Origin of the sequence: Bernardetia sp., assembly GCF_020630935.1 — a bacterium.
In the GTDB taxonomy this organism is placed as follows: Bacteria; Bacteroidota; Bacteroidia; order Cytophagales; family Bernardetiaceae; genus Bernardetia.
Genome location: NZ_JAHDIG010000017.1, coordinates 1 through 18,446, shown reverse-complemented (window position 1 = coordinate 18,446; position 18,446 = coordinate 1). Strand labels below are relative to the sequence as shown.

The 18,446-nt window shown below is 34.3% G+C and carries 15 protein-coding genes and 1 pseudogene; 12 read left to right on the top strand and 4 right to left on the bottom strand.

All coding sequences use genetic code 11. The features are described 5' to 3' along the window. Positions 1 to 280: 280 nt before the first annotated feature. Positions 281 to 1,303 (top strand): hypothetical protein, encoded by a 1,023-nt coding sequence (locus QZ659_RS06705; RefSeq protein WP_291723847.1) that lies wholly within the window; start codon positions 281 to 283, stop codon positions 1,301 to 1,303. Here QZ659_RS06705 and QZ659_RS06700 read toward each other — a convergent pair. Beyond that, positions 1,237 to 1,464, bottom strand: coding sequence for a hypothetical protein (locus QZ659_RS06700; protein ID WP_291723844.1), 228 nt, complete (start codon positions 1,462 to 1,464; stop codon positions 1,237 to 1,239). The genes QZ659_RS06705 and QZ659_RS06700 overlap by 67 nt on opposite strands. 45 nt (positions 1,465 to 1,509) lie before the next feature. Between QZ659_RS06700 and QZ659_RS06695 the strand changes: the two genes are divergently transcribed. The 3 genes from QZ659_RS06695 (at position 1,510) to QZ659_RS06685 (ending at position 4,993) form a co-directional block, all read left to right on the top strand. Then, positions 1,510 to 3,525 carry a histidine kinase gene (locus QZ659_RS06695; protein WP_291723842.1) on the top strand — a complete coding sequence of 672 codons (2,016 nt, stop codon included), beginning with the start codon at positions 1,510 to 1,512 and terminating at the stop codon, positions 3,523 to 3,525. A 2-nt stretch (positions 3,526 to 3,527) separates the two neighbouring features. After that, a complete protein-coding gene (locus tag QZ659_RS06690) occupies positions 3,528 to 4,295 on the top strand; it encodes a LytR/AlgR family response regulator transcription factor (RefSeq protein ID WP_291723840.1) in 768 nt (255 codons plus the stop codon). A gap of 170 nt (positions 4,296 to 4,465) precedes the next feature. Beyond that, positions 4,466 to 4,993: a hypothetical protein gene (locus tag QZ659_RS06685; protein WP_291723838.1), complete on the top strand. Its 528-nt coding sequence runs from the start codon at positions 4,466 to 4,468 to the stop codon at positions 4,991 to 4,993. 107 nt (positions 4,994 to 5,100) lie between these two features. Here the strand turns inward: QZ659_RS06685 and QZ659_RS20520 are convergent. Next, positions 5,101 to 5,313 (bottom strand): annotated as a pseudogene (locus QZ659_RS20520) (four helix bundle protein); the annotation flags it as partial. A gap of 156 nt (positions 5,314 to 5,469) precedes the next feature. Then, positions 5,470 to 7,374, bottom strand: a complete 1,905-nt coding sequence (gene acs, locus QZ659_RS06675) for an acetate--CoA ligase (RefSeq protein WP_291723836.1) — start codon at positions 7,372 to 7,374, stop codon at positions 5,470 to 5,472. Positions 7,375 to 7,655: 281 nt separating this feature from the next. Between acs and QZ659_RS06670 the strand changes: the two genes are divergently transcribed. From QZ659_RS06670 to QZ659_RS06645, 6 genes are all read left to right on the top strand, one after another. Continuing rightward, positions 7,656 to 8,546, top strand: a complete 891-nt coding sequence (locus QZ659_RS06670; protein ID WP_291723834.1) for a pirin family protein — start codon at positions 7,656 to 7,658, stop codon at positions 8,544 to 8,546. A gap of 126 nt (positions 8,547 to 8,672) precedes the next feature. Next, positions 8,673 to 9,095, top strand: coding sequence for a terminase gpP N-terminus-related DNA-binding protein (locus QZ659_RS06665; RefSeq protein WP_291723832.1), 423 nt, complete (start codon positions 8,673 to 8,675; stop codon positions 9,093 to 9,095). A 222-nt stretch (positions 9,096 to 9,317) separates the two neighbouring features. Next, positions 9,318 to 10,628 carry a porin gene (locus tag QZ659_RS06660; protein WP_291723830.1) on the top strand — a complete coding sequence of 437 codons (1,311 nt, stop codon included), beginning with the start codon at positions 9,318 to 9,320 and terminating at the stop codon, positions 10,626 to 10,628. A gap of 195 nt (positions 10,629 to 10,823) precedes the next feature. After that, positions 10,824 to 11,093 carry a DUF4212 domain-containing protein gene (locus tag QZ659_RS06655; protein ID WP_291723828.1) on the top strand — a complete coding sequence of 90 codons (270 nt, stop codon included), beginning with the start codon at positions 10,824 to 10,826 and terminating at the stop codon, positions 11,091 to 11,093. A gap of 145 nt (positions 11,094 to 11,238) precedes the next feature. Next, the gene (locus QZ659_RS06650) at positions 11,239 to 13,011 is read left to right on the top strand and encodes a sodium:solute symporter family protein (protein ID WP_291723826.1); all 1,773 of its coding nucleotides are present in this window, start codon (positions 11,239 to 11,241) and stop codon (positions 13,009 to 13,011) included. 138 nt (positions 13,012 to 13,149) lie between these two features. Beyond that, complete coding sequence (locus QZ659_RS06645) at positions 13,150 to 13,338, top strand: hypothetical protein (RefSeq protein ID WP_291723824.1); 189 nt, start codon at positions 13,150 to 13,152, stop codon at positions 13,336 to 13,338. A 61-nt stretch (positions 13,339 to 13,399) separates the two neighbouring features. On the opposite strand, the gene QZ659_RS06640 is transcribed toward QZ659_RS06645, so the two are convergent. Continuing rightward, positions 13,400 to 13,756, bottom strand: a complete 357-nt coding sequence (locus tag QZ659_RS06640; RefSeq protein ID WP_291723822.1) for a response regulator transcription factor — start codon at positions 13,754 to 13,756, stop codon at positions 13,400 to 13,402. 204 nt (positions 13,757 to 13,960) lie between these two features. Here QZ659_RS06640 and QZ659_RS06635 point away from each other — a divergent pair, with 204 nt between their 5' ends. Then, on the top strand, positions 13,961 to 16,915 hold the full coding sequence (locus QZ659_RS06635) for a sensor histidine kinase (protein ID WP_291723820.1): 2,955 nt from the start codon (positions 13,961 to 13,963) through the stop codon (positions 16,913 to 16,915). A 417-nt stretch (positions 16,916 to 17,332) separates the two neighbouring features. After that, positions 17,333 to 18,031: an isoprenoid biosynthesis glyoxalase ElbB gene (gene elbB, locus QZ659_RS06630; RefSeq protein WP_291723818.1), complete on the top strand. Its 699-nt coding sequence runs from the start codon at positions 17,333 to 17,335 to the stop codon at positions 18,029 to 18,031. The last annotated feature ends 415 nt before the right edge of the window (positions 18,032 to 18,446 follow it).

The window sequence follows — 18,446 nt, the reverse complement described above, 5'->3', positions numbered from 1 at the left end:
ATAACTTGAGATACAATCAAAATCAAATATTCTTTTAAAAAGCAACCTAAACACTGATTCTCTCATCTAGTTCTTAAATAGTAATTTTAATTACTTTTTTTAATTGTTGGAAAAGAAAAAAGCAACTTTTTTTAGAAGTTGCTTTTTTTATGAACATAGCCAAAACTAGATATTCATTTATAGGGTTTGAATATTTACTTAAAGTAGCCAAATATTCATGTAGTTTGAAGAAAAAATAAGGTTTTGAGATATTTGAAATGTCATCAAACTTAAAAATAGTATGAAATACATTTCAAAACATCTTTTTTCACTTGCTTTATTTTTATTCTCTATGAATCACCTACAAGCACAAGACCAAGGCATGACTTCCGAGACGCATTCAAAATATGTTGGAAAAATTGTCTTTGCCTCTGACCCAACAGCACTTAATTTCAAAAATGAAAATCCATCAAAATTCAAAACTTCATTTAGTGCAGATGAGCCAATTTATTCAAAAATATATCTTGCCAAATCACTTGCCAATACGCCTTATCAAAATGGAGATACAGAGTATGCTCTGATGGTAAATGGCTACAAAATGACTATCGATGGAAAGCCAGTAGAGTTTAAACGTACTTTTGGAGATATGCAACCCAAAATGAATGGACGTGATATATACTACTACACCGAACTAGATTTACAAAATATGGCTTCCTTCAAAGAATGGACGACGTGGAGACACTTTTTGTTGCCGAAAGAAAATGATGAAGAGTTAAAGTATGGAAATCGTAACATTTCGGCAAGAGCATTTACATTAGCGTTACTAGATTTGGAAGAGGGTACACATAATGTAAAAATAGAACTCTACGGACACAGCATGACAGAAGACAAACATACTGAGCCTGTCGCTACTGGAGAATTCGAAATTACCCTTACAGCAGAAGATAAGAAAAATCTCGCCTTCAAATACGCTGCACCACTTCCAAAAGACAAATGGCAAGGAGGTAATAAAGAACAGATTTTGAAAGAACTCGCTGTTGCTTTCGAAAACGAATTTAAAGAAAAACCTCTTTATATTGGAATCTTAGATGCAGACTGGAAAGAAGGAACGTATTCTCTAAATGGACAAAAATACCGTAAAATATCAGCGTATGCTGTTTGGGCAGATAAAGATGGAGATGGAATGAACTCTTTGACTGGCTATAACTGGATTTCAGACTATTCTAGTGGAAGCTGGACAAAACTACGTTTTGATAGTCATTGTAATACTTGTCCGAGATACAAAGTAGAATATGTAGCTATAAAAGCTCTAGCCGAAGGCTGAACTTCTGAAAAGTCTGGACAGAAAGATACAGATGTAGATAACCCTAATTCAGAAAGTGGAGGAATACCCACTTGGGCGTATGTTGTGGTGTTATCACTGATTGTAGGAGCTTTTGGATGGTTCAAGTTTGGGAAGCGTTTTGTATCTTGACTTATCTTCACACACTAAAGTGTGTGCTACATAATTAATCATCAAATTTATCTCTTTTGAAAATTCTATTTTCTAAAAAAATAATCTGGGTTTGTGTTTTGGTTTTTCTGTTCGGAAATGCTAAGGCACAGCCTTTTTTATTGCCCAAAGAAATCGAAAAAATTTATCTCATCTTAGATGAATCTCCAAAACAGGCACTCACTACCTGTGATTCTATTCTAGCCTCTCCCTCTCATCTTTCTGAAACTGATAAGGCACATTTGCATATTATCCGTAGCGACGCTTATTATTATTTAGAGGACATTTATAAGAGTAGCGAAGCAATGCAGCAGGCAATCCAACTAATGCCTTTTGATTTTCCAATATTGAAAAAAATAGAAGCCTACAATAGTTTTGGTCAAAATTTAGCTTCTTTGGGTAATCCAGATTCAGCGATAATGATTTATAAAGAGGGAATGGAATATGCTAAAAAAGCGAAAGACAGTATTCAGATTAGTAACCTTTATTTTAATATTGGTATAGAATACAAAACTAAATCTAAATTTGACAAAGCCTTAACTTATTTAGATAGCTCGTATCAGATTACACTTCTTACAAAGGATTCAGTTTCAATTTCTCATTCTCTTCGTGCAATAGGTTATCTCAATGAGTTTTATTACGATTTTCAGGCTGCTCAAAAAGCATATAGAAAAGCCCTTTCCTATACCAATATAAAAGACCCTCCGATGCGATGCGTTACTCTAACGAGCCTTGGAAATTTATTTTACCATCAAGATAAGTTAGATTCTTGTTATTTTTATATTCAAGAAGCCGAAAACTGTTACAGAACTTTATCTGACCAAAATACAATCGTTTATCTCTATAAGTTAAAATCTAAGTATTTTATCGCCACAAAAGATACAGTACAAGCAATCCAGATGTTGGATAGCGTAATTACCAAATCTGTACAAGTGGGCGACTATGAAGAATATTTAGGAGGAACATTTTTACGAGTTTCTATTGATTCAAATTATTCTAAAAAAATAAATCTTGAAAAACTTATTAGAGAAGCCGAAAAGCGAAAGATGCAAGAGCAACTAAGTTTGGGGTACAAGTTTTATGTTCAAGAACTCAAAAGGCAAGGAAGATATAAAAAGGCACTTTTCTATCAAGAAAAAGCAATGGAACTCAAATATGATTTGATGAAGGCTAGAAATCAGAAACTCGTCAAATCACAGCTTGTTAGGTTTGAAGTGAAGGAAAAGGAAAATCAGATTAAGGTTTTGAAACTTAGTAATGAACTACAAGAACAAGAAAATGAAGCAAAACTAGCTCGTTGGGTATCTATCTTTTCTGTGGTTTTGGCATTGCTTGTGGGTGGATTTTTATTTTTTCTTTACCAGAGTAAAAAAACGAGATTAGCAGCCAAGGAAAAACAACTTCGGCAGCTTTCTGAGGCTCAATCAGCAGCATTTAGAGCGCAAATGAACCCACATTTTATCTTTAATTCCCTAAATAGTATCAAAGGACTAATTATCAAAGAAGAAAATAGGAAAGCAGCCATTTATATTTCCAAATTTTCAAAGCTGGTTCGTTTAGTTTTGGAAAATAGTCAAAGAAAAGTAGTGTCACTCAAAGAAGAACTGGAAACTTTAGAACTTTATATTTTACTGGAAAAACTGCGTTTTAGAGATGAGTTTGAACATTCTATTTTTATAGAAGGAGGATTAAAAACTGAAAACATTATTATTCCACCGATTCTGATTCAGCCTTTTGTAGAAAATTCAATTTGGCACGGCTTCCGAAATAACCCTAGAAAAAATGAGCTTACCATTCAAATCACAGAGAAAAATCAAAACTTGCTAGTTTCCATTGAGGATAATGGTGTGGGAAGGCAATCAAATCAAGACAAAGAGCTTACTAAAAATCATACTTCTTATGGAATAGAAATTACTAGAAAGCGTATCGAATTTTTTTCTAAAAATAAATGTGATTTTGAACCTTTGAAATTTATAGATTTGAAAGACGAAGAGCAAAATCCTATCGGAACAAGAGTAGAACTTAAATTACCTTTAAAAAATAAGGGAGAGTAAAAATGATACAATCCATTTTAATAGATGACGAAAAATTAGCTTTGCAGACTTTGAAGTGGCAGCTAGAAGAGTTTTGCGAAGGAATAGAAGTCATTGAAGTTTTTGATAATCCAATTAAGGCAACAGAATTTCTAAGAAAAAACGAAATAGATTTATGTTTTTTAGATATTGAAATGCCAGAAATGAGTGGTTTTGAGTTTTTAAAACAGTGGGAAAATATTCCTTTTGATCTTATTTTCACAACAGCGTATAATCAATTTGCCATTCAAGCCTTTCGTGCTAGTGCCTGTGATTACCTCCTAAAGCCGATTGATGAAGATGATTTGGTAGATGCATTAGAAAAATATAAAAAACGATTTTATGATAAAGGAAAAAATCAAAATAACCATCTAAACCAACAATTGCAAGCCTTATCAGAGCAGCTTCAAAATCCTATTTCAAAAGAAAAAATCCCACTTCCCACAGCCGAAGGCGTACATATTGTAGCTCAAAAAGATATTATTCGCCTAGAAGCTGATAAAAATTATACGCATATTTTTTGCAAAGATGGAAAACAGGTTTTGGTTTCCAAGACGATTAAGGACTTAGAGAGCAGCCTTAATCCTTCACTTTTTATCAGAATCCACCAAAGTCATATTATCAATTTAGATTGTGTTAGTCTTTACAAGAAAGGAAAAAGTGGAGGGAGTATAACTTTAGAAGACAATACTTTACTGCCTGTTTCGAAATCTAAAAAAGAAGATTTGATGGAAAAACTAGGACTTTTATGAAATGGTAAGTGATAGGTGCTAAGTTGTAAGTGATTTATTCAATAATTGTTGCTCAACATATCTTAACGAGTTTTTACGTATAATTCATGAGCTTTTATTCTAATGAATAGCGATTTTTTAGTTAAATTGATGTTGGAGCTTAGTTATTAAAATTCATAAAAGAGAACAAAATGAGAAAAGGAATTGTACTAATTATATTTGTTTTTACAGCATTGGGCTGCGAACGTCGCATTGAGGAGAGTGTTGAGACAGAAAGTAAAATTTTAGAGAATGGAAAACACCTGAAAGTAGAAAAAACAAATAGAGAAACCACCAGTATTAGGCTTATCACAAAACACAATTACGGAACTACTCACAGTTTTAAGTATAAACTTTATCTGACAGATGATGAAATTGAATGGAAAGGGACAAAAAGCCAAGAGCCTAAAAAGATTGCTTATTGTAACAAAACAATTTATCTACGTGGCATAGAAAAAAACTATAAACAAATTCAAACGATTGATTCTGTTACAAATGACACACTCTATAATTCATATTATGAAATGGAGGAGTTTTTTTTGGAGAGTATAGACAAACGTTACTTCTTTAAGAATTTTGGAACACAAAAGTGGGTAAATATCTCTGATTCAGCATATAAATCTGTTATAAAAGATTGTAAGGAGTATGAAATTCCGAATGATAATGAACTGAAACTTTGAGTGATAAGTTGTAAGTGGTAAGTTATGTATTCCTCTTCAAGTTCTTTTTTTGTGTTTTTGATGATAGTGGTAACAATACTCATTATTGATTTTGCATCCTTATGAATACTCTCAAACTGTTCAGTAGAAAGGTAATCTGTTTCACTTAGTAACTCTAACCAGTACAAGGTTTCATTGCTTTCTTTTTGAGCGATTGCCATTTTATGTATAAAATCTTTTTTTGTTTCTGCGTGCTCGGCTTCTCTTATCATCGCTCCGATACTCGTACCACTTCGTAATAGCTGTTTCGACAAAACATACTCTTTTTTCTCATCTTTCAAGAACTTATATAGCTTGATAATACGAACAGCAAATTTTGAAACTTCTATCTTTTATCGGATTATTCATTTGTAAAAGTTGTAGGTGGATAAAGTACAATATACAATCAAATGACATTATTTCCTATCACTTACCACCTACAACTTATCACTTTGCGTTTACGCTGAAACTAAACCTGCTCCTTCTTTAATTTCATCTACTACCGATGGGTCAAGAAGTGTAGAAGTATCTCCTAAGTTAGAAATATCTCCTTCGGCTACTTTACGAAGAATACGTCTCATAATTTTTCCAGAACGAGTTTTTGGAAGCCCTGAAACAATCTGTATTTTTTCTGGCTTGGCAATCGCTCCAATGTGTTGAGAAACAGTTTTTAAAATTTCAGCTTTCAGCTCTTCTTCCGATTTGGATGTGTTTTCATCACAAATAACAAAAGCATAAATGCCTTGTCCTTTTATTTCGTGTGGATAGCCTACTACTGCCGATTCGATGACATCTTCGTGCTGATTGATAGCATCTTCTACTTCTGCTGTTCCCATTCGGTGTCCAGAGACATTAATCACGTCATCTACACGTCCTAATATTCTGTACATTCCATCGTGGTCTCTTTTACAGCCATCACCTGTAAAGTAGTAGCCTTTATACGTAGAAAAGTAGGTTTGTTTGCAACGCTCATGGTCGCCATACGTAGTTCGTAATATACTTGGCCAAGGATGCTTGATACATAGGTTTCCTTCTACATTATTTCCTTTGATTTCGTTTCCATCTGCATCCAAAAGTACTGGCTGAATACCAGGAAGAGGAAGAGTAGCGCAAGTAGGTTTATTTGGTGTAACCCCAGCCATGTTTGAAATCATCATTCCTCCTGTTTCGGTCTGCCACCACGTATCTACAATCGGACAATTTCCTTTTCCAATATGCTGATGATACCAATGCCATGCTTCTTCATTGATAGGTTCGCCTACCGTTCCCAATACTCTCAAAGAAGATAAGTTGTATTTTTCTACGTATTCTAAACCTTTTGCTTGTAGCGCACGAATTGCTGTAGGAGCAGTATAAAAAATAGAAACCTTGTATTTATCTACAATTTCCCAAAAACGACCTGCATCTGGAAATGTAGGTACTCCTTCAAACATCATAGTTGTTGTTCCAGCCAAAAGTGGTGCATAGACAATATAAGAATGCCCTGTAATCCAACCAATATCAGCCGTACACCAATAAACATCATTATCTTGAAGTTGAAAAACATTCTCAAAACTATATTTAGTATAAACCATATATCCACCAGCGTGATGAACAACACCTTTTGGTTTTCCAGTAGAACCCGAAGTATAAAGAATAAATAATGGGTCTTCAGCATCTATAATTGTTGCAGGGCAAAATGAGTCAGCTTTTTCTAATTCTTCGTGCCACCAAATATCTCTACCTTCTTTCATGGTAATTTCCGATTCAGTACGCTTCAAAACAATTTGTTTTTCAATAGAAGGACAAGTTTCTAAGGCTTCATCTACTACATTTTTAACATCAAAAGTTCTTTTTCCTCTAAAATTTCCATCCGAACTCAAAACTACTTTTGCTTGTGCGTCGTTGATTCTGTCTGCCAAAGCCGAAGACGAAAATCCTGCAAAAACTACTGAATGAATTGCTCCAATTCTAGCACACGCCAAAACACCTATCGCCAATTCGGGAACCATAGGCATATACAAAACAACTCTATCTCCTTTTTCTACTCCGTTATTTTTTAAAACATTGGCAAACTGACATACTTTTTCATGTAATTGTTTATACGTAAATTCTATTTCGTCTTCATCTGGACTGTTGGGTTCCCATATCAAAGCTACTTTATCTCCTTTTGTAAGCAAATGACGGTCTAGGCAGTTTTCTGTGATGTTGAACTTTGCACCTTCAAACCATTTTACAGAATAATCTTCAAAATTATAATCCAATACATTGTCCCATTTCTTATGCCAAGCAAAAGTTTCTGCTATTTCTTCCCAAAAACGTGTTGGGTTTTCTACACTTTTTCTATAAGCTGTAGTGTAATCTTCTAAGGTTCTGATTCTCATGATTGTGTGTATTTTTATTAGGTGTGTAATTAAAGAATCAAAAGCAGGTAACTGAGTCTAACCCTGCTTTTTCATATCTCAATCTACTAAAAATAAAAACAGATTACCTAAATAAATATATTATTTTAGCGATGTATAGTTATGCTTTATCAAAAATAAATTCTAAAAATATGACATATTGCAGTATAAAGTATTGATTTTTACATAGAACGCCTTTTATTGTTTATAATTAGCTTCGCTGAATAAATACTTTACAATTAATCATTTATCGTTCAAAGAATATGGCAAATAACAAACTTTTAGTAGATGAACGCCAAGCCGACCTTGGTAATTTTATGGTGGGTAGGTTACTCCCCTTTCGCCAAAAAAGACAGGTTGGTGCTTTTACATTTATAGACCACATGGGACCTGCAAAATTTGGGAATGGAACGTACTTAGATGTAAACCAACATCCACATATTGGACTTAGCACCCTTACCTATCTCTTTGAAGGAGAAATAGAACATAGAGACAGCACAGGGAGCGTTCAAGTCATAAAGGCAGGCGATGTCGGTTTTATGACAGCAGGAAAAGGTGTTACGCACACGGAAAGAACTCCACAAAACCAACGAACAAGAGAAATTTTTTCTATGCATGGGTATCAGATTTGGGTTGCTTTGCCAAAAGACAAAGAAGAAATAGAACCTCGTTTTGATTTTTTTGAAAGTTCCCAAATTCCCACTTGGAAGGAAAATAATGTTACTTTCAAACTGCCTGCTGGAAATGCTTTTGGAAAATCTGCACCACTTCAAGGATATTCTTCTCTTTTTATGGTTGATATTTATGCACATAAAGAAACTACCATTGACTTAAGAAACCAACTAAAAGGAGAAGTTGCCTTTGTTATCGTAAGAGGTTCTATCACAAGTGAAGGGCAGAAAGTAGAGGCAGGACAAATGCTAATTAGCAAAACAGACGAAGAATGCGAAATCTGTTTAGATAAAGACACTCAGCTTTTACTCTTTGGTGGAGAACCTCTGCCAGAAGAACGTTATCTGTCTTGGAATTTTGTTTCTCATAGTAAGGAACGTTTGAAAAAAGCAAAAGAAGACTGGCAAAACAAAAAATTTCCAAAAGTAGAAAATGATGATACTTATATTCCTTTTCCAACAATGAAAAAACTCAGAGAATAAAGCAAAAATAATTTACTGCTAAATTAATATAGGTATGCTAATTATAGATAGCTATGCAATGTAACTTTTGTATAGCTACTTTTTTTTTGTATTTTCAGAAAATAATACACACAAATACTTTTAAAAATGAATCCTTACCAACTTCCCGATTGTCCACGCTGCCAAAGTAATGGGGTTATAAAGAGTGGAAAAATACGAAGCAAACAACGTTTCCTTTGCAAGACCTGCAACTACTATTTTACTGTTCAAAAAGAGGGAAAACGAATAGATAGTTATTATGTTATAAAAGCTCTACAACTCTATTTAGAAGGACTTTCTTACCGAGAGATTGAACGCATTATCGGAGTTAGTCATGTTTCAGTTATGAACTGGGTTAGGGAATACAAAATCGTACGTCCCAAAATGAGAGAATATCGTCCTACTTATAAAATTCTCAAACATAGTGAGATGTTAGATTTTTTAGCGCAAAGAGATGCGCTTTCAAACTCTAGTATGCTCATTACACCCTTAGGAGATAAATTTATGGTAATTAAGTGGGAACGGTTTTAATGAAATGATGAATTGTGAGTGATGAATGAAATGCACTTAAATTAAAAGTAAAGTCTTGTATTTTTATTTATCACTAACCATTTTTAATTTATTATTTTTTTTAAGTATCTCTTTTTAACAAAAAACTATCTATAGTTTGGGAAGTAGATAGGCTTGTGCGTATCATTGAGGAAGCAAACAACACAAAATAAAATTTCTTAATACACACAAACCTATTATAAAATGAAACTATTAAAACTCAAAATGCTTGTGTTTTGTTTGGTTTTATTGAGCTTTAACCAAATTACATTTGCGCAAGAAGAAACTGAAAAAAAAGAGATTGACCATTCCTACAAGCCTCTTACACTTAAATTAGATGATAGTGGAAACAAATATATACGTTTCCTAACTTGGCATCAGTTCTGGGTGCGCTCTACACAAAACAACCCAAACAGTTTAGATATTACAGGACAACCTTCCGATAATTCTTTTGATATTGGTCTTCGTCGTTCCCGTGTGCTGATGTTTGCACAGATTTCTCCTCGTTTTCTGATTCTTACTCATTTTGGACTCAATAATCAGACGTTTAGAAATGGAGGAATTAATGGTGCAACAGGAAAAAAACCACAAATCTTTATGCACGACGCTTGGACAGAGTTTAAAGTTGCTGATGAACTATATTTGGGCAGTGGACTTCATTACTGGAATGGTATTTCAAGAATGACAAATGCCAGTACTCTTAATTTTTTGGCTGTTGATGCTCCTATTTTCAACTGGGCAACAATTGAACTTACAGACCAGTTTGCTCGTCAGTTTGGAGTCTATGCCAAAGGAAAAATCGGAGGTTTTGATTACCGAATAGCTCTAAATAAACCTTTTGCAGCAGGAGGGCTGTCTGAAGAACTAGCTGATGATGGCGTAGCAAGAAATGTTTTGAACGATAATTTAGCTGTACAAGGTTATTTCAACTACCAATTTTTTGATAAAGAATCAAATAAACTACCTTATTTTGTTGGAACATATATGGGGGCAAAGAAAATCTTTAATATTGGAGCAGGTTTTCATTATCACCCAGAAGCAACTGGTGTAAAACAAGCAGGAGAAGCAGAAGCAGAACTACAAAATATTTCACTTTTTGCTGTAGATGCTTTCCTAGACATGCCTTTAGGAAGTGGAGGAGTTACAGCCTATTCTGCTTTTTATAATTACAATTTTGGAGACAATTATCTTCGTAATGTAGGAATTATGAATATTTCTACTGGAGGCAATGCCCAACCTACTATCGGAACAGGTTCAATTTTCTATACACAGGCAGGTTATGCTTTCAAAAAATTCCAAAATGGAACACAGTTTCAGCCCTTCGCAGCCTACACTTACAAAAATTTTGAAGCTCTCAACGACCCTTCTTCACAATTTGATATTGGAGCAAATTATTTTATAAATGGACATCATGCCAAAATAACACTTCAATATTCGCAGCGTCCTGTTTATGCAGCAGGAAACCTAGATGGTTCAAGAGGAGAGATTATCCTTCAAACGCACATTTGGCTTTAGTCAGTTAGCAGTAAAAAGTTATCACTAACCAGTTAAATACAGAGGAGGTAATTTTTTACAAGCTAACATAAGAACTATTTTACATTACAACTTAACTCTATTTTTACTCTAATTCTACACTTTAACTAAAGCAGTTGAGGTAAGCATAAGAAAAAACTGCTAACTGTTTACTCACAACTGGTAACTGAAATAACTATGAAAGATAACAATCAAAAAAAACTCATGGATGCGTATTGGAAAAAAAACCTTTCCTATTTGGCTATCCTTCTCACTATTTGGTTTTTAGTTTCCTATGGCGCCGGAATTTTGTTTGCCGATGTGCTCAATACTATCAGAATAGGAGGTTTTAAACTTGGTTTTTGGTTTGCCCAGCAGGGTTCTATTTATATTTTCGTCGTCTTGATTTTTGTTTATGTTTGGCTAATGAACAAATTAGATAAAGAATTTGATGTAGATGAGAAATAAATGGTAAATGAAATACAAATTCAGACTACTATCAAAATAGGGCTTATGATTTTTCTCCCCTCTTGTCAGAGGGACTAGCCGTTGTTGGTGAGAACACCAATGACAGAATATTATAACACACATCACAAAAAAAACATTAATTATTATGAGTATTCAAGTTTGGACATATATATTGGTAGGCTTGACTTTTGCCCTTTACATTGGGATTGCAATATGGTCAAGAGCTGGTTCTACAAAAGAATTTTATGTAGCTGGAGGAGGCGTTTCGCCACTCGCTAACGGAATGGCAACAGCAGCAGACTGGATGTCAGCAGCTTCGTTTATCTCTATGGCAGGGATTATTTCATTTAGTGGATACGATGGTTCGGTTTACTTAATGGGTTGGACAGGAGGTTATGTACTTTTAGCACTCGTCTTGGCTCCTTATCTCAGAAAGTTTGGAAAATTTACTGTACCAGATTTTGTAGGAGATAGATATTATTCAGATACAGCACGTTTGGTAGCTGTTGTTTGTGCGCTTTTTGTTTCGTTTACGTATGTGGCTGGTCAGATGCGTGGTGTAGGAGTTGTATTTGCTCGTTTCTTAGAAGTTTCTGTTGAATGGGGCGTAGTGATTGGAATGTGTATCGTATTTTTCTATGCTGTTTTGGGAGGAATGAAAGGAATCACTTATACACAAGTAGCACAATACTGTGTTTTGATGTTTGCCTTTTTAGTACCTGTAATTTTTATTTCTATACAAGTAACAGGAAATCCGATTCCACAATTAGGTTTTGGAGGAACAGTAGCTGGAAGTGATGTATATTTATTAGATAAATTAGATGGTCTGAATCAAGAATTAGGTTTTACAGCTTATACCGACGGCAAGAAAAGTACAATAGATGTATTTTTCATTACAGCAGCTCTAATGGTAGGAACGGCTGGACTTCCACACGTAATTGTACGTTTCTTCACAGTTCCTCGTGTAAAAGACGCTCGTATTTCGGGTGGTTATGCACTTATTTTTATTGCATTACTTTATACTACTGCACCTGCTCTTGCTGCTTTTGCTCGTACAAATCTTATTGAAACGGTTAGTAACAAAGAATATGCTGCAATGCCAGCTTGGATAAGCAACTGGGAAAAAACAGGGCTTTTGGGTTGGGTAGATAAAAACGACGATGGAAAAATTCAGTATGTAGCAGGAAATGCTGTAACAGGAAAACCAGAATTCGTAGAAGGACAAAAAGGAAAACACGGACAGCTAGTAATTGCTAATCCAGACCCTTCTTCAAAAAATGAGCTTTACATTGATAGAGATATTATGGTACTTGCCAATCCAGAAATTGCAGGTCTTCCTAATTGGGTGGTGGCACTTATTGGAGCAGGTGGATTAGCAGCAGCACTTTCTACAGCAGCAGGACTTCTTTTGGTAATCTCTTCTTCTGTTTCGCACGACCTTTTGAAAAAAGTAGTGATGCCAAATATTTCTGAAAAAGGTGAACTTATAGCAGCCCGTGTTGCAGCAGCCGTAGCTGTAACAATTGCAGGACTTTTTGGAATCTATCCTCCTGGATTTGTAGCACAAGTAGTAGCCTTTGCCTTCGGACTGGCAGCAGCGTCTTTCTTCCCTGCGATTGTGATGGGAATTTTTTATAAACGAATGAACAAAGAAGGTGCGATTGCTGGAATGGTGGTTGGTCTTGCCTTTACAATCGCCTATATTGTTTATTTCAAATTTATTTCTCCAGAACTGAATGTTGCAGAAAATTGGCTCTTCGGAATTTCTCCTGAAGGAATAGGAACATTAGGAATGGTCTTGAATGTTATTGTTTCGGTTGCGATTGCACAATTTACTCCTGCACCTCCTCAAGAGGTACAAGATATTGTGGAAGATATTCGTCTGCCTCGTGGGGCTGGAGCTGCCATAGACCATTAAAATTTTTCAGTTACCAGTTTACAGTTATCAGCTAATACCATTTACTTGGAATAATATAAAAAAACAGTAAGAAGAGTTTACTTTATCAAAAAACTGTATTTAACTGGTTACTCATTACTGGTAACTGCTAATTGAATTATGAAATTCTCACGAAATTTATTGATACTGACTACACTAATGATTGTTCTTTTCAATCAGCCCATACTGGGAATGTTCAATAAGATAAAATGGGTAGAGAGTGTTCCGACTGCTTTTTTCTATCTATTTGGTGTGTGGTTTGTTTCAGTTATTCTTTTAATCATTTTGATTTATCAATGGAAACGCTGAAACGATGTGAAGGTCGGAAACCATTGAAGAGCCATCTTTTTAAGATGGTTTTTCTTTTTTCTTAAATTAAAGACTCTACCTCCTTTACAATATCCTTCGTAGAAAACGGTTTTGTAATATAGGAATCTGCCATTGTTAAACCTTTTGCAATGTCGGCAGGCTGGGTTTTGGCTGTTAAGAAAATAACTTTTATATGTTTTAGGTCTTCGTCTTTTCGGATAAACTGGCAGACTTCATAACCATCCATTTCTGGCATCATAATATCTAAAATTACAGCCTGTGGTTTTTTATCTTGAATAATATCAACGGCTTCTTTTCCATCTCGTGCTATAAAAACTTCATATCCATTTTTTCGCATCAAAAAATCAAGGGAAAGTAAAATATTGGGCTCATCATCGGCTATTAAAATTCTTTTCATTGTTTTTGTCTTTTAGTTTTTGGGAAGTTGTGTATTTATGGAACACGGATAATACGGATTAAACTGATAAGACACAGATTTTATTGCAGTATCTCACATTTAACATTATCTTTCGAATAACGTCGTTTGTATAAAACTGTTTTTCTTATTTTGCTAATATTAATCTCTAAAATAGTTATGTAGAGTTAGTCAAAGGCAAGCCTTTTGAGCTACACTTATCATTTATCACTAACAATTTATCATTCCAATTTCGTGTATTCCGAACTTTTATTATTTCTTATTTCTATTATTTATTTAGCCATTCTGTTCGGTATAGCTTTTCGTACAGAATATAGTAGTTTGTTATTTTGGAAAAATAAATATCAAGATAAAAAGCAAAAAGTCCAAAAGTCAAAAACAACTTACTTAAAACCCTTTATATATGCGCTTTCAATGGGGGTATATTGCACTGCTTGGACATTTTATGGAAGTGTAGGACAGGCTGCTACTTCTGGTTTGGGTTTTCTGACAACTTATATCGGTGTTTTACTAACCATTCCCCTTTGGTGGTTTGTTTTGAGGAAAATAATCAGGATTAGTAAGGCAAAAGGAATTACAACTCTTGCTGATTTTATTTCAGCACGTTATGGAAAAAGTGTAGCATTAGGAAGGTTAATAACCGTTTTGTGTGTGCTAGGAATTGTACCTTATATTTCAGTACAGATAAAAGCAATTTCATTAAGTATTGAGGTTCTGACAGGAACAGAGGCAGGAACATTTTTTCCTAATCTTTGGATAACTGATACAGCATTTTATGCAACACTATTACTCGGTTTTTTTACGATACTTTTTACTACTCGCAACTTGCAAAGCGACAATAAAAACAGAGGAATGATAGCTGCCATTGCCTTCGAATCGGTAGTAAAACTTGTAGCTTTTCTTATCGTAGGACTTTTTATTGTTTATGGAATGTTTGATGGGGTGATTTCTATTTTTGAAAAAGTTGCGACCGACCCAAAATTAGAACAACTTACCATCATTCAGCATGAGAAAAGCAGTAGCGAATGGTTTTGGTATTTGCTTTTGTCTGCATTAGCCATTTTTCTTTTGCCTCGCCAGTTTCAAGTTTCGGTAGTAGAGAATGAAGACGAAAAACATATTCTTTCTGCCAAATGGGTTTTTGCTTTGTACCTTTTTCTTATCAATTTTTTAGTCTTGCCGATTGCATTAGGAGGAAAAATATGGTTCGAAAATTCGATGGCTGCTATGAATCCAGATATGTTTATGCTTAGTTTGCCTTTGGCATCTGATATTCCTGCAATGGCTTTATTTTCGTATTTGGGAGGTTTTTCTGCTGCTACAAGTATGATTATTGTCTCAACGGCAGCCCTTAGCACAATGATTTCAAACAATTTGATGCTTCCCAACTGGGTTTCTGATTTTGATTGGAAAAACCCAAATTACAAGGCTATCAATACAATAAAGTGGTTTCGTAGAATTGGTATTTTACTGATTCTATTTTTAGCATATCTTTATTTTAGAGTGATAGGAGAAGTCTCTTCTTTGGTTTCGGTCGGAATGGTTTCATTTGCTGCCATTGCACAACTTGCGCCTGCCTTTTTTGGTGGTATTTTTTGGAAAAGGGGAACAAAAAAAGGTGCTTTTGCAGGAATTGTTATTGGTTTTCTGATTTGGGGATATACGCTTATTGTGCCTTCCTTTGTCCAAAGTGGTTTTATTTTAAATTTTTGGGAGTCGGATAATATAATTTTACAATTATTAAATCCGAATGCACTTTTTGGACTAGATAGTTTAGATTCCATTTCTCAAAGTGTATTTTGGTCACTTTTACTCAATAGCTTTTTCTATGTTTTGATTTCTATAAATAACAAGCAGTCGGCTACTGAACGCAATGAAGCTGAAATTTTTGTAGATATTTTTAAATATTCTAACCGTTTTGAAAGTGCTGTTTTGTGGAAAGGTAAAGCCTATTTTTCAGAAGTAAAAGAGCTTTTAAATAGTTTTTTAGGTAAAAAACGAGCGGCTTTTTTATTAGACCATTATCACAAAACCAACTCAAAAGAAGAGGAAAGTTACCCTTCAAGATTGCAAGAACAAAACAGTTTAGCAGATTCTCGTTTGCTGACATTTGCCGAACGAATGCTTGCTAGTGTAGTGGGGGCTGCTTCTGCTCGGATATTGGTTTCTTCACTCCTACACGAACAAGAAACAGTAGCGATGGAAGAAGTTATCACTATTTTAAAAGAATCTCAAGATGTGCTTTCCATCAACCGAGAGCTGCGTCAAAAATCTATGGAACTCCAACGGCTCACAAGAGAGTTGGAAGCCTCAAATAAAAAACTTAAAGAACAAGATAGAATAAAAGATGATTTTGTTTCAACAGTTACCCACGAACTTCGAACACCTATTACAGCGATTAGAGCATTGTCTGAAATTGTTTATCAAAACCCAGATTTGGAAGAGGAAGAAAGGCAAAGTTTTTTAGCAAATGTGGTAAGTGAGTGTGAAAGATTGAGTCTATTGATAAATGAAATTTTGGACATTGAAAGTTTTGACAATGACGAAAAAAATGAAGGTTTTATATTAGAGATGAAAGAGTTTGATTTGAGAAAACTGATAGGACAAGTCTTTAAAATTATGAAACCTTTAGCAGATGAAAAAAATATAAAGTTAGAAACAGAGTTTCTGCTTGAAAATCAAGTAGAAAAAGAAATTATTGTAATAGCAGATGAAAAGCGCATTGAGCAGGCTCTTATCAATCTAGTTTCGAATGCTATCCATCACATGAGATTTGATAAAAATGAAATTCCGAAGGAAAGAACAGATTTAATAGCAAATACAGATTTTCCCAATTATAAAATCAAGATAAAAACAGAAGTGGAAAAAGAATTTTGGCAAGTTTCTATTTCAGATAATGGAAAAGGTATTACAGATGAAAACCAAAATTCTATTTTTGAAAAATTTCATCAAATCAGAGATAAAAACAATAGAAAACCAAAAGGAACAGGCTTAGGACTTAGCATTACTAAAAGAATTGTGGAGGCTCACTTTATAGAAGTTATGAGTAAAAATGGAACGGTGCAGAAACAAATGGGAAAAATATGGATAGAGAGCAAAATCAATGAAGGAACTGTTTTTTATATGAAATTATTTAGATAGAATAACGTAAATTAAAGTACTGGACATCCATAGATATTTGCTCTTATGTGAGGCACAGAACAGGGAAATATACCATTTGTTGGTATTTTAACGTGAACTCGGAATTATGTTTGATGATTATCAATGAGTTATGGTATTCTTTTAATCTTCAGTACTGTCCTTTGGGCTGACCTTGATTAAAAGTAGGTCAGTCTCGTTAGAGCAGACCTAAAATAGTTTTTGTAGTGTATAGAGAAGCATTTAAGATTGGTTTTTAATCCCAAGTTTACGTTATTTTAGCAAAGCGACACCAACAACTTTTTATATTCATGTTCAGTACTCTAAAGGTAAATTTATATTTTATAATCTAGTTCATTTTTTTTATTTTTGAAATATTATTTTTATCAAAATCTACTCACAAGCTAAAAATTATTAATTATGAAAATAGGAGTTTTATTATCTGGTTCTGGCGTTTACGACGGTGCAGAAATTCAAGAATCTGTATTAGTCTTACTCGCACTTTCGCAAGCAGGAGTAGAATATTTTTGTATTGCTCCCAATATTGAGCAGCATCATGTTATCAATCATCTCAATGGTGAGGAAATGAACGAGAAGCGAAACGTTTTGACAGAAGCTGCACGTATCGCACGAGGAAATATAAAAGATTTGGCAGAAATAACAGCCAATGATATGGATGGTTTAGTGATGCCAGGAGGTTTTGGGGTGGCAAAAAACTTTACCAAATGGGCTTTTGAAGGAGCAAACGGAGAAATAAATGCAGATGTGAAAAGATTGGTAAATGAAATGGTAAAGCAACATAAACCGATTGCAGCCGTGTGTATGTCACCTACAACAGTAGCTAAGGCTTTAGAAGGAACGGGTATAGAAGCTAATTTAACAGTAGGAACAACACAGGAAGCCTCGCCTTATCAGATTGCAGATATCAATGGAGAGATGGAAAAAGTAGGAGCAAAACCAGAGATGTGTTCGGTTACTGAAGTAATTTCAGACGATGCCAATAATATTGTTTCTTCGCCTTGTTATATGATGGAAGCAAGCATTAGTGAAGTCAATGAAGGAATTCAAAAAACGATTGCCAAACTGGTAGAAATGGTAGCTCTGCAAACAGAAAGTTAAACCAATTTAGAAGGTGGAGTGAAGCAAGATAGAAGTATAACTACAATTTGAGATTTTGCTTTACCGAATGAATCTGGCTTTTAACCGATGAGTGCTTTGTTTATATCGAAGAAAGAAATCTTGTATCAATTCTTGACGTATATTAGCATAACGATTAAGACAAAGAAACAGAAATTTGATTTAATGTCTTTGACTTAATTATAAAAACTTTGAGGAAATTCTAAGAAAGAGTAGAACAAAAGCCAAGAAGAGGGCAAATAGAAAAGCACCTTTTCAGAAATGAGTTTTGATTTCAAAATTTCTTAAAAAAGATGCTTAGTTTTTAGGATAGGATTGATTGAAATAAGTCAGTAAGTTTATTACTGACTTATTTTTTTGCGTTTATTTTTGCAAACATTTGTAAGATACTATTTTA

Excerpts from the sequence above, each read along its gene's own strand:
- QZ659_RS06705 (WP_291723847.1), top strand. The coding sequence starts at position 281 with ATGAAATACATTTCAAAACATCTTTTTTCACTTGCTTTATTTTTATTC.
- QZ659_RS06690 (WP_291723840.1), top strand. The coding sequence starts at position 3,528 with ATGATACAATCCATTTTAATAGATGACGAAAAATTAGCTTTGCAGACT.
- QZ659_RS06685 (WP_291723838.1), top strand. The coding sequence starts at position 4,466 with ATGAGAAAAGGAATTGTACTAATTATATTTGTTTTTACAGCATTGGGC.
- acs (WP_291723836.1), bottom strand. The coding sequence starts at position 7,374 with ATGAGAATCAGAACCTTAGAAGATTACACTACAGCTTATAGAAAAAGT.
- QZ659_RS06670 (WP_291723834.1), top strand. The coding sequence starts at position 7,656 with ATGGCAAATAACAAACTTTTAGTAGATGAACGCCAAGCCGACCTTGGT.
- QZ659_RS06665 (WP_291723832.1), top strand. The coding sequence starts at position 8,673 with ATGAATCCTTACCAACTTCCCGATTGTCCACGCTGCCAAAGTAATGGG.
- QZ659_RS06660 (WP_291723830.1), top strand. The coding sequence starts at position 9,318 with ATGAAACTATTAAAACTCAAAATGCTTGTGTTTTGTTTGGTTTTATTG.
- QZ659_RS06655 (WP_291723828.1), top strand. The coding sequence starts at position 10,824 with ATGAAAGATAACAATCAAAAAAAACTCATGGATGCGTATTGGAAAAAA.
- QZ659_RS06650 (WP_291723826.1), top strand. The coding sequence starts at position 11,239 with ATGAGTATTCAAGTTTGGACATATATATTGGTAGGCTTGACTTTTGCC.
- QZ659_RS06645 (WP_291723824.1), top strand. The coding sequence starts at position 13,150 with ATGAAATTCTCACGAAATTTATTGATACTGACTACACTAATGATTGTT.
- QZ659_RS06640 (WP_291723822.1), bottom strand. The coding sequence starts at position 13,756 with ATGAAAAGAATTTTAATAGCCGATGATGAGCCCAATATTTTACTTTCC.
- elbB (WP_291723818.1), top strand. The coding sequence starts at position 17,333 with ATGAAAATAGGAGTTTTATTATCTGGTTCTGGCGTTTACGACGGTGCA.